Below are 12,212 nucleotides of genomic sequence, written 5' to 3' on the forward strand. Positions count from 1 at the left end.
TTCAATCTCACTCTTAAACCGGCATCTGCATGATGTCTTGATAGGCCTGAACCAGCTTGTTGCGCACCTGGGTCATGGCCTGGAACGACACGCTGGCTTTCTGCGACGCGATCATCACGTCGGTCAGGTCAATCCCGCTCTGTCCCACCTCAAATGCGCTGGCCAATTGGCTGGAGGCCTGCTGGGTTTCATTCACCTTGCCGACGGCCTGGCCGAGCATATCGGAGAAACTCGGCGCGCCGACTTCCTGCGCACTGGCGGCCGGCTTGGCACGGGCCATCGCCTCCGTTTGCATGGAGCGCATTTCCAACATCAGGCGATTGAATTCGATACCTTGGCTCATGACCTTCCTCCATTGGCCGCGTTTTTTTGACGCTTCGCGGCGCGATATGCAGGTGATTGCAAGAAGAGGGCCAGAGCGCCAAAAAACCTTATTCGCCGCTCAGCAAGGCTTCTGAATGAAAAAGCCCGGAGGCGCATAACGCCTCCGGGCCTCGGCCTACCATGCAAGGACGCCCTAGCTGGCGAACAGAAAGGCTTCCACATCCATGCCGGCATCGCGCATCTGCGCCAGCTTGTAACGCAGGGTGCGTGGGCTGATGCCCAGACGCTCGGCCGCCTCTTTGCGGCGGCCACGCTCAGCGCGCAGGGTGTCGATGATCAGCTCGAACTCACGACGGCGCAGGTCATCACCCAAGGCTCCAGCCACGACCACAGACTCAACGGGCAACGGCAGGCTCGTCGTCGGCACCGCCAGCAAAACCGGCGCCAAAGACTGCGGCGCAATGGCCTGGCCAATGGGCGTGCCCAGGCACAGGTCCTGGGGCTGGATCAAACCACCTTGCTGCAGGATCAGCGCGCGCTGAATGGCGTTATCCAGCTCACGCACATTGCCCGGCCACGGGTGACCGATCAGGCACGCTTGCGCCTGGGACGAGAAGCGTACCGGCGCGTGATTCATTTTTTTGACGTGTTTGCCCAGCAGTCGCTCGGCCAGCGGCAGAATGTCGGCAGTGCGCTCACGCAAAGGCCGCCAGGCCAGCGGGAACACCGACAAGCGATAGTAAAGGTCTTCACGGAAGCGCCCGGCCGCCACTTCGGCTGCCAGGTCACGGTTGGTGGTAGCGATCACGCGGATATCCAGAATGATCGGCTTGCGCGCGCCTACCCGCTCCACTTCGCGCTCCTGCAACACCCGCAGCAACTTGGCCTGCAGCGCCAGGGGCATCTCGGAAATTTCGTCGAGGAGGATGCTGCCGCCTTCGGCCAGCTCAAATTTGCCCGGCTGCGCCGCCACCGCGCCGGTGAAGGCACCCTTCTCGTGACCGAACAAAGTGGCTTCCAGCATGTTGTCGGGAATCGCCGCACAGTTGATCGCCACAAACGGCTTGCTGGCCCGCGGTGATTGCTGGTGGATATAGCGCGCCAGCACCTCCTTACCGGTGCCCGACTCGCCGGAAATCAACACCGTGGAATCGCTCTGCGCCACGCGGGAGGCCAGCTCCAACAGCTGCTGGCTGGCGGGCTCATTGGCTACCGGCCCCTCACCATCGGCGACCGACGCTTGACCCAGGGCATGCCGGGCCACCAGATCCAGCAGGGCCTTGGGCTCGAAGGGTTTGACCAGGTAATCCGCTGCGCCCTGACGCATGGCGTCTACCGCCCGCTCCACCGCGCCAAAGGCAGTCATCAGCAGCACCGGCAATTGCGGGTAACGCTGACGCACCAGAGCCAGCAACTGATGGCCATCCATACCCGGCATATTGACGTCGCTGACCACCAGGCTAAAGGGTTCCTGCGCCAGGGCCAGCAAGGCCGACTCGGCGCAATCCACCGCCCGATAGGCATGCCCGCCCAACTGCAGGGTATCGGCCAGCGCCTCACGCAGGGCGCGGTCATCCTCAACCAACAGCACTTTGGCAACCATGACCATTACTCCTGGGTAACCGGTTGGGCCGCGGCAATCAGCGGCAGAGTGAGAATGGCGCAGGTGCCACGGCCCGGACGCGAGCGCAGCAGCAAATCGCCTTGATGGGCACGGGCAACAGCCTTGACCACGGCAACGCCAAGGCCGGTGCCGGTGGTCTTGGTGGTAAAGAACGGCTCGCCCAGGCGTTCCAGGGTGGCACTGTCGATACCTTCACCGTTATCACTGATGCACAGGCGTAGCTGCTGGCCGCGACTGTACAGATGCACCTTCAAACGCACCTGCGGGCCGGCAGCCTGCAGCGCATTCTCGACCAGATTGAGCACCGCACCGACCAAGGTGTCGCGATTGCACAGCAACTCACCTGTATGACTGTCGCACTGCCAGCGCACCGCATGCCCCTGCACATGGGGCTCGGCCGCGGCACGCAAGGCCGCGAAAAAGGTTTTGGGCGCCAGACGATCAGGCAAAGGCAAATCACCACGGGCGAACACCAACATGTCGCGCACCTGATGCTCCAGCTCATGCAGTCGCTCTTTTAGGCGCCCGGCAAACCGCTGCTGCTGGTCCACCGGCAATACCTGCTCAGTCAAATGACTGGCATACAGCAGCGCTGCGGACAGTGGGGTACGAATTTGATGGGCCAACGAGGCAACCATTCGGCCCAGTGCCGACAAACGCTCGTGCCGAGACAGTTGGTCCTGCAGGCGCCGGGTTTCTGTCAGGTCGGTGAGCAAAATCAGTTGACCCGGCTCAGCACTCAGCGAGCGCGTCGCCAGGGACAGTCGCCGACCATCCTTGAGGGAGATTTCATGACCGTCGTCTTTGCGCGGGGCGAAGTTACGGGCAATCACCTGGCGCCAGAGCATGCCCGCCAGCGGCTTACCCAACAAACCGCAAGCCGCCGGGTTGGCTTCGCGCACCACACCCTGCCCGTCCAGCACCACCACCCCACCGGGCAGCAGGTCCAGCAGGCTCTGCAGGCGATGGGCCAGGCGTTCCTTCTCGGCGAGCTCCTGCATGCGCTGGGCACTGACCAGGGCCAACTGCCCTTTCAGCTCGGCGACCCGCGCCTCCATCATGGTGTAGGACTCGCTCAGCTGCGTGGACATCTGATTGAACAGCGCAAACGTCTGTTCCAGATCGGCGCGCACGGCCGGTTCAGCAGCAACCGGCAGTGGCGATTCAGCGACGGAGGGGGGGCGGACGACTGGGTTCATACTCATCTCTCGCACGGCGAGCCGTCATTTGACGGTCTAGTACAAGAGGATTAGCAAAACCCGTGCCTAAAAAAATATCGTTTAAAATCAATAATATAAGAAAAATCTAAAACGACGCGTCAATCATCCGACTGTTCATCATCGTCCCGGCGATTCATCCCGTACTTGCGCATCTTCTCCACCAGGGTGGTGCGGCGAATGCGCAGACGCTCAGCGGCACGGGCAACCACACCGCCGGCCTCATCCAGCGCCTGTTGAATCAGGCCCTGTTCGAGATTGCCCAGATAGTCCTTCAGATCCAGGCCTTCCGCCGGCAAGCTGGCGGGGGTGTGCACACCCGGCAAGCCGACATTCAGCGCCGCGCGTTCTTCCAACTCCTCGCGCAAGCTGGTGGCCATCTGCTCGTCTTCATCATCGACATAGCGGAACTTCTTCGGCAGCTCCATCACCCCAATCACGCCATAGGGATGCATGATCGCCATGCGCTCTACCAGGTTGGCCAGCTCACGCACGTTGCCCGGCCAGTCGTGCTGACAGAGCGACATGATGGCGGCGGAGTTGAAGCGAATCGAACCGCGCTTTTCGATCTCCATGCGCGAGATCAATTCATTCATCAGCAGCGGAATGTCCTCGACCCGCTCACGCAGGGGCGCCATTTCAATGGGGAAGACGTTCAGACGGTAGAACAGATCCTCACGAAAACTGCCCGTCTCGATCATCTGCTCCAGATTCTTGTGGGTAGCGGCAATGATGCGCACGTCGGCGTTCTGGGTCTTGTTGCTGCCCACCCGCTCGAAGGTCCGCTCCTGCAGAACCCGCAGCAGCTTGACCTGCATCGGCAGCGGCATGTCGCCGATCTCGTCGAGAAATAACGTACCTCCATTGGCCAACTCAAAGCGTCCGGCACGGCTGGTAATGGCGCCGGTAAACGCGCCTTTCTCATGACCGAACAACTCGCTTTCCAGCAACTCCGCCGGAATGGCGCCGCAGTTGACCGGCACAAAAGGCCCTTCGCGACGTTTGGAGTGATAATGCAGGTTACGCGCAACCACCTCTTTGCCGGTGCCAGACTCGCCAAGAATCAATACGCTGGCCTCGGTATCGGCCACCTGCTGCATCATTTGTCGAACCTGGCCAATAGCGCGACTGGTCCCCACCAGGCTGCGGAACAGGTTGGTCTCGCGCTGCCGACCGCGCTCACGCGCCTGGTCATACATCTCGCGATAGACCTGGGCGCGATGCAGAGAGTCGAGCAGTTTGTTGTAGCTGGGCGGCATCTCCAGGCTGGCCAACACGCGCCGACGCATCTCCTCAGACCATTCGAGAGGTGCCTGCTCATCAATCAACAGCAGCGGCAGAAACTCATCCCACACCGCCAACTGCTTGAGCAACTCAAGCGCACCGCCCTTGGACTCCACGTCGCCCAGCAGCACAGTCAGCACTTCACGACTGGAGGTCAAACCGTCAACAGCCTCACGCCAGGTCTGACTGGTACAGACGAGATGCTCTTCGCCGAGGAAACTGAGAATGACCGCCAGATCTCGACGGCGCTCGGTATTGTCGTCAATCAGAAGAATCTTGGTTTCACGCCACATCTTGTTTTTCTAACTCGACGGTTTGGAGGGAGGCTGCGCGAGAAATTTGCTCACTGGCGCCAGTACTTGGCCACTAGTAAAGTCAAAAGCCACACCATAGTCAATTTTATGGCGTGATTATTTTGCCAAGGCTATTAATACATCGATTACAGGAGGGGCAGCGCCAGAGAACTCGCTGCAAAGACACAAGCCCAGACGGGCTCCACACAGACAGGACAAGGCAAGTGCTTTAATTGAAAGCGCTTAGCCAAACAGCTGATAAACCTTGGCACCCTGCTGGGAGTGGTTTAGCTGACGTAATTCATCTGCCAGTCGCTGCTGCTCGCTTTGGCAGACAGCCACCAGCTCACGGTACAGCGCCAACAAACCTTCCATGTGCTCACGCAACATAGCCTCATCTTGACGAGGCTCTACCATGGCGTCTTCAACAGCCAAACGACATTTCTGGTCAAGCTCAGCAATCACAGTCCAATCCCGCCGCGCCAATGCCTCACGCAAGGCTTCATTGGTCGCTTCAATAAGCTGCATAGATGGACTCATAGGATTCTCCTGCACTCAACTACTGGGCAATGCCATCCCAGCCGCTTTTAACATTGCGCAGCAAGGCAGTAACTTCATCAAGTATCTGTATGTTGTCTTTCAGATTGGCCTCCAACAAACGCGAAGCCATATAGTCGTAAAGCTGATCAAGACTTACAGCCACATCACCACCGCGCTGAAAATCCAAAGCTTCACGCAAACCACCAATAATGGAGATGGCGTGCCCAATGAGCTCGCCCTTGAGCCCAATCTGACCACGCTCCATTGCGCCGCGAGCCTTGGCCAGCTTGGACAAACCGCCTTCCATTAGCATTTGAATCAGCCGATGAGGACTGGCCTCTGCCACTTGGGCACCCAGACCAACTGTCTGATACTGCTTTAGAGCCGCCACTGCATTCATTTTGACTCTCGCTAAGTGATTGCCTCGATACTGGGTTTATCGGCGCTCCTTAGCAAAGCTTTAGTACAAAATCAGCCCAAAGACAAAGCGCTCGCTTCGGGATCAATAGCATCCCAACCTTGCTTAATTTGCAGCAACAAGGCTTCGACTTCATCGAGCGGTAGCGGCGAATTATCCACTGCGACACTGGAAAGACGACGCGTCATGTAGTCGTAAAGCGCGTCAAGGTTATCGGCAATTTCACCGCCCAACTGCTTGTCGAGACTGGCCTGCAAAACACCCAGGATTGTCATCGTCGTTCCTACGGCTACGCCACGCACTTCGACATTGCCATCCTGCAAGGCATCGCGTGCCAGTGACACTTGCTCAAGAGCACCTTGCAGCAGCAACTGAACCGCACGGTAAGGGCTTACTTCTGGAGTGTTTTTCACAGCTGGGGCAGCCTCAAAAAAAGTGTTCATTGGTTATTTCTTCTGCACAAAGCCTGGCAGATTTGCCAGCATACCGGTCAGACTCTCACTGGTTTTTTTCAACTGCGCAACCAACGAATCCATCGCGTTGTACTGGCTGAGCAAGCGCTCTTGAACTTTCTCGATACGTAGATCTAGGGCCGCCTGTTGCTTATCCACACTGGTCAACGTTGACTGCAAGCCTTTCTGGCGCTGATCCAACACCCCATCTGCAGTTGAGTACGGCTTGACCACCGCGGAGAGCCGCGCCATCAGACCATCGGTACCAGTCAGATAAGTAGCAACCTTGTCATAGTTGCTCGCCAAGGCCGTATCCAGCTTGGCCGAATCCAGGCTCAGCGTACCGTCCTTCTTGGTGGTGATACCCAAATCCGCCAGCGAACGCACACCCGCAGCATCAGCCAAGGTCGACAATTCCTTGCGCATGCCAGTCAACAAATTACGAATCGAGCTATCCCCCAGCATCGGCCCGACAACCGGCGCCTTGCCTTCGCCAACCTGCACTACAGCGGTCAATTGGCTGGTTGTGCTGACGAGCTTGTTGTAGGCGTCGACAAATTTTTTCAGGTTAGCGCTAACAGTGCCCTTGTCCTGACTGATATTCACATCAACCGTCTTGCCGGCGGCAATATCATCCGCCGACTGGGCACTGAGCAAATTAATGGTCAAGCCACTGATCACGTCATCAACTGTATTGGTCAGTTTGGTGACCTGCAGGCCATCGACACTGAACTTGGCCGACTGCGCGGTATTGATGACTCCGGCAGCACCGGAGACAGCACTGGGAGCGGAATATTTTGCGACACTACCGCTCGCGGGATTCAGTGCCGTGAGCGTATTGGCACCAACATCCGTGCCCACGCCAGCAGAGGTCGCCGTTACGCCAACAGTCGCGCCATTGGTAGAATTAATCACCAGGCGCGAGCCTGCCGAATCAGTTTCAATAGACGCCGAAATGCCCTGCCCGGTACCCGCAGCATTAACAGCATCGCGTATAGAAGTCAGATCATCGCCATCAGCGATGTTCAAATTGAGGCTGACAGAGCCGGCAACGATATCCAGCGTACCGCTCTTGAACGTGCTGGCAGTGCCTCCGGCAATAACCGGCAACGACAGACTTGCAGTAGGTTTAAATGCCTGCGTCGTCAGCGAATTGGTGCCGGTAGTTACGCCATCCTCGCTCGCCACAACTTGAATATCGTTTCCTTCGCCCGTCTTGGTAGAACTCAAGACCAGGCGCGAACCCGATGCATCAGAGACGATACTGGCACTGATACCTTTGGACACGCCAGCCGTATTGATAGCGTCACGAATGTCCGTCAGCTTATTTTTGCCCGCCGTGACATCCACATCCAGAGTACTGCTACCCGCAGAGATGGTCAGGGTACCGCTATTAAATGTTGAGCTTGTACCACCGGCCACAGACTGCAGAGCGACCTTGCTGCTGGAAGCCAGTTGCTGCACCTGCAAATTGAACCGCGCCACTGGCAAGGTGCCAGAAGCCGTAGCGGTTAGTATCGACGAGTTGGTGGAGAAGACCGTCTGCTTCTGAAAAGCAGAAAGGGTGTTTAGCCCCTCAAGAGTCGAATTCAACTCGCTAACTGCCGAGCGCAGCGTACCAACGGCCGAAATCCGCTCGGTGGTGGTTTTCTCCAGACGATCCAGCTGCCCCTGTTTAGGCGCACGCTCAGCATTCACCAGGGCGGTGACAATGCTGTCGATATCGATTCCAGAGCCAATACCTGTGATGCCGGCCATGCTACACCTCGTCAAAACAATGACTGTTTATGCCTGATCAGCAATAACAGTCAAAAGCCGTGCCAGGATTGCAGAACTCAGGCTTCGGCCTTGAACAATAGACTGCGAACCTCCGAAAGATTCTCTGCCAACTGCAAAGCTTCTTCCGACGGGATTTGTCGAATGATATCGCCCGAACTGGAGTCGGTGACTTTCACCACCACCTGCCCGGAACCATCATCCACAGTAAAATTGAGATCGCGTTTTACCGACTGTGCAAATTCTTGCAGGGTCGAAACTGCTTTTTCGATCTGCTCACGAGCAACAGGAGAATCCGCCTCAACCTGAGGGCCGGAGACTTCTGCCTGGGCTGAAGGAGCCTGTGCGCTGCTGTTTTTTGCAACAGGCACCGAACGCTTCATCCCGTCACCAGCATCAAGAGCGACTGGCTTTTGTGTTGAGCTAATGTTCATACAATCCTCCTCACAATGAGGTTGTGGGAGAAAGAGCGCAGCCCTTTCCCCCACAGCTTACCGCTCTTTCTTTTACTGCAGGAGACTAAGAACCGACTGCGGCAGCTGGTTAGCCTGCGCCAAGATCGCGGTACCGGCCTGCTGCAGGATCTGATTTTTGGTCAGTTCCGACGTTTCAGCAGCATAGTCAGTGTCACGAATCCGGCTACGGGCAGCCGAGGCGTTTTCCGAGATGTTTTGCAGGTTCGAGATGGTGTTCTCGAAACGGTTCTGCACCGCACCCAGTTGCGCACGCTGCGTATCGATGTTGGAGATCGCGCCGCTGATGATGCCCAGAGCATTCTGAGCGCCGATGGCCGAACCAATATCAACAGTGGCCACTGTATCAAAGGTACTGAAGACGCTGGCAGGCTGAACACCACCATCAATGGTGCTGAAGTTCTGCACCTCAAAGGCGTCTGCCGACTCCATGCGCAGCTGACCGATAGCCACAAAGCCATCGCCATCAGCTACTGCAACGGCCGCACCGACCTCATCGCTCTGATCAACGTCAGTGCCATTATCGCCAGTGAATGCCAGCGTTTGTGCACTGAAACCAACGTTACCCGAGGACGAGGTAAAGTCAGTCACCAAGATATCGTCGCCGCGCTCGCTGGTTAGCTCCAGAGAACCTTCACGGGTGACCTTGGCGGAGACACCTGTAGTGCCCGTTTCTTTGTTGATCGCATCCGCCACGCTAGACAGATCAGACCAATCCGTCACGGTGGCCGAGATGGCTACGCCATCGCCTTCCAGGCCGTTATTGGCGCCATAAAGACTAAAGCTGATGGTATCTGTTGCCGTGGTAGTACCTGTAAATGCTTCTAAACGTACGCCGGTACGTGCAGTTGCAGTCACGCCAGTACTGTCGGAAACGTTATTAACTGCTGCCACCACCTGCCGCGCCGAAGAACCGGAGCTGAGCGCAACCGAAGCCTCACCCAACTTACCGACAACAGTCAGACCAGCACTGGTAGCCGGCGAAGACGCATAACCAATACCGGTAGCGACACCAGCATCATAGTCAGCGACTACAGCCGCAGCGATACCGCCTTGCGAGGCAGTCACAGCAGCAGGATCCAGCTCACTGCTGGTGAAACGACTTACACCAATACGCGAAGCAGAGGCTGCACCGATTGATACGCTGATGGTTTCAAACGCGTTAGCGCCCACCTGGAAACTTTGCGAACCAAAGGTGCCGTCCAGGATCTTGCGCCCACCAAAGCTGGTAGTTTCGGCAATCCGGTTCAGTTCCTGCTGGAGCTGAGACACTTCACCTTGCAGCGCAGCTCGCTCACTTGCACCGTTAGAGCCGTTAGCCGACTGCAATGCCAGGTCACGCATACGCTGCAAAATGCCGGTGGACTGCTGCAATGCACCTTCAGCAGTTTGCGACAGGGAAATGCCGTCGTTGGAGTTACGTACCGCCACGTTCAGGCCATTGATCTGGCTGGTCAGGCGGTTGGAAATCTGCAGACCTGCAGCATCATCTTTAGCGCTGTTGATCCGAAAGCCGGTCGACAGGCGCTGCAACGAAGTGTCCAGACCTTTAGAAGATGTATTGAGGTTACGCTGAGTATTCAGCGACGCTACGTTCGTATTGACTGTCAGGGCCATGGTATTTGCCTCCAAAGGACCGTACTTATTTGCCTGAGCGCGCGAGCCTTGGGTCTGCTTTGCTCAGACATCCAACAAAGTTCGCATTCGGTCTTTGTATCGGCGCTACCCGACCTAACTTTAGGCAAATTCAAAACGAAAGCTGCTGCTTAATCATCTTCCAGAAAAATCAATCGGTTAGGCAAACACAATCGACCACATACACACCCCCTTTCGCGGGTATGTGCGACCGAAATGAGCGACGCCATACAACACGCAACAAACTCGAAAGCTTACAGGCCACGGGAGGAGCATGGTATTGCATGCTCTCCCGCAAGCCGCGAAGCCACGCCTTACTGTTGCAGAAGGCTAAGTACGGCCTGCGGCAGCTGATTGGCCTGGGCCAGAATCGAAGTACCAGCCTGCTGCAGGATCTGATTTTTGGTCAGCTCCGAGGTTTCCGCAGCAAAATCGGTATCACGAATCCGGCTACGGGCAGCTGAGGCGTTTTCCGAAATGTTCTGCAGGTTGGCGATGGTGTTCTCGAAGCGATTCTGTACCGCACCCAACTGGGCTCGTTGTGCATCGATATTAGCGATAGCGCCACTGATGATGCCCAAGGCATTTTGCGCCCCGATAGCAGTCCCCACATCGACTTCGGTCACGCTATTGAGCGCACTGAACACGCTGTTCGGCTGAATGGCGCCATCAATGGTGCCGAAGTTTTCAACCTCGAAGGTATCGGGCGACTCAAGACGCATCTGCCCAACAGCAACAAAGCTATCGCCATCGGCAACGACAAGCGCGGCACCAATTTCATCACTCTGATCGTCGTCAGTACCATTGTCGCCGGTAAAGGCCAGCGTCTGCGCACTGAAACCAACCGCTGCTGAGGAGGACGTGAAGTCCGTAATCATGATGTCATCACCACGATCACTGGTTAGCTCGATATTGCCTTCACGAGTAACCCGGGCAGAAATACCTGTAGTACCGGTTTCTTTGTTGATGGCGTCAGCGACACTCGACAGGTCAGACCAATCGGTCACCGTGGCAGATACCGCCACACCATCACCCTCGGTTGCATTGTTGGAGCCGTACAAATTGAAACTTACGGTATCAGTGCTCGTGGTCGTGCCGGTAAAGGCTTCAAGTCGAACGCCTGTACGCGCCGTTGCAGTAACGCCCGTGGACTCCACAACATTATTAATGCCAGCCGCGACCTGACGCGCCGAAGAGCCCGAGGCCAGACTGATCGAAGCCTCACCTAACTTGCCGACAATGGTCAGGCCGGCGGTAGTAGCCGGAGAGGATGCATAGCCAATACCGCTGGCGACACCTGCGGCATAGTCCGCCACGTTAACGGCCGCAATACCACCTTGAGAAGCCGTTACTGCTGCCGGGTCGAGCTCGCTGCTGCTGAAACGGTTAACCCCGATACGCGAAGACGATGCAGAACCCACAGAAACGCTGATGGTTTCAAATGCGTTCGCGCCCACCTGAAAGCTCTGCGAGCCGAAGGTGCCATCAAGAATTTTACGTCCACCAAAGGTCGTGGTTTCAGCAATACGGTTCAGCTCCTGCTTGAGCTGGCCAACCTCGGCCTGTAACGCAGCACGCTCACTGGCGCCGTTGGAACCGTTAGCTGACTGCAGAGCCAAATCACGCATACGCTGCAAGATACCGGTGGACTGCTGCAATGCACCTTCCGCTGTTTGCGATAGCGAAATACCGTCATTGGAGTTACGTACTGCTACGTTCAGGCCATTGATCTGGCTGGTCAGGCGGTTGGATATCTGCAGGCCAGCGGCATCGTCCTTCGCGCTATTAATCCGGAAACCTGTCGACAGACGCTGCAGGGAGCTGTCCAGGCCTTTAGTAGTGCTACTGAGATTACGTTGAGTATTGAGTGACGCTACGTTCGTATTGACTGTCAGGGCCATGGTCTCTTCCTCCAGAGTTTTTGCTAAGTCCGCCTGAGTCAGGCGCTCCGGGCATTCATCCTCAACAGGAGAGCCACGGGCACTGAATGTGCTGACGCAACCCTATATGCGACATCCATGCCAATCTTTACTTTTACAAAAAAGCCCTTTTAAAACAGCACATTAAAAAAACAAATTCATCAGAGCGGCAAACCATTGCCGGTTTATTGCCGCGTATCAAAGGCAATGACTCAACCCTGACAGGCAAGGCTATGCCGCCTTATTGGCGCAGAAGT

11 protein-coding genes and 1 pseudogene are annotated in these 12,212 nt (G+C 56.7%); all 12 read right to left on the bottom strand.

Annotation, left to right across the window (positions count from 1 at the left end):
* Positions 1-13: 13 nt before the first annotated feature.
* On the bottom strand, positions 14-343 hold the full coding sequence (gene fliE / locus AC56DI_RS01165) for a flagellar hook-basal body complex protein FliE (protein ID WP_422588864.1): 330 nt from the start codon (positions 341-343) through the stop codon (positions 14-16).
* A gap of 174 nt (positions 344-517) precedes the next feature.
* Entirely contained in the window at positions 518-1,927 is a 1,410-nt protein-coding gene (locus AC56DI_RS01170; protein WP_496344563.1) for a sigma-54-dependent transcriptional regulator, read from the bottom strand.
* A gap of 5 nt (positions 1,928-1,932) precedes the next feature.
* Entirely contained in the window at positions 1,933-3,147 is a 1,215-nt protein-coding gene (locus AC56DI_RS01175) for a sensor histidine kinase (RefSeq protein WP_496344564.1), read from the bottom strand.
* 119 nt (positions 3,148-3,266) lie between these two features.
* Positions 3,267-4,742 (bottom strand): sigma-54 dependent transcriptional regulator, encoded by a 1,476-nt coding sequence (locus AC56DI_RS01180; RefSeq protein WP_496344565.1) that lies wholly within the window; start codon positions 4,740-4,742, stop codon positions 3,267-3,269.
* Positions 4,743-4,985: 243 nt separating this feature from the next.
* A complete protein-coding gene (locus AC56DI_RS01185) occupies positions 4,986-5,282 on the bottom strand; it encodes a flagellar protein FliT (RefSeq protein WP_496344566.1) in 297 nt (98 codons plus the stop codon).
* Positions 5,283-5,301: 19 nt separating this feature from the next.
* Positions 5,302-5,682, bottom strand: a complete 381-nt coding sequence (fliS, locus tag AC56DI_RS01190; RefSeq protein ID WP_496344567.1) for a flagellar export chaperone FliS — start codon at positions 5,680-5,682, stop codon at positions 5,302-5,304.
* 71 nt (positions 5,683-5,753) lie between these two features.
* A complete protein-coding gene (gene fliS / locus AC56DI_RS01195) occupies positions 5,754-6,143 on the bottom strand; it encodes a flagellar export chaperone FliS (RefSeq protein WP_496344568.1) in 390 nt (129 codons plus the stop codon).
* Positions 6,144-6,146: 3 nt separating this feature from the next.
* A complete protein-coding gene (gene fliD, locus AC56DI_RS01200) occupies positions 6,147-7,910 on the bottom strand; it encodes a flagellar filament capping protein FliD (protein WP_496344569.1) in 1,764 nt (587 codons plus the stop codon).
* A gap of 77 nt (positions 7,911-7,987) precedes the next feature.
* Positions 7,988-8,362, bottom strand: a complete 375-nt coding sequence (locus AC56DI_RS01205) for a flagellar protein FlaG (RefSeq protein ID WP_496344570.1) — start codon at positions 8,360-8,362, stop codon at positions 7,988-7,990.
* 72 nt (positions 8,363-8,434) lie between these two features.
* Positions 8,435-10,018 (bottom strand): flagellin, encoded by a 1,584-nt coding sequence (locus AC56DI_RS01210; RefSeq protein ID WP_496344571.1) that lies wholly within the window; start codon positions 10,016-10,018, stop codon positions 8,435-8,437.
* A 332-nt stretch (positions 10,019-10,350) separates the two neighbouring features.
* On the bottom strand, positions 10,351-10,914 hold the full coding sequence (locus AC56DI_RS01215) for a flagellin (RefSeq protein WP_496344622.1): 564 nt from the start codon (positions 10,912-10,914) through the stop codon (positions 10,351-10,353).
* A gap of 27 nt (positions 10,915-10,941) precedes the next feature.
* Positions 10,942-11,937 (bottom strand): annotated as a pseudogene (locus AC56DI_RS01220) (flagellin N-terminal helical domain-containing protein); the annotation flags it as partial.
* Positions 11,938-12,212 lie beyond the last annotated feature (275 nt).

This window comes from Pseudomonas sp. BGA-UO-ETr-WB11, assembly GCF_059567785.1.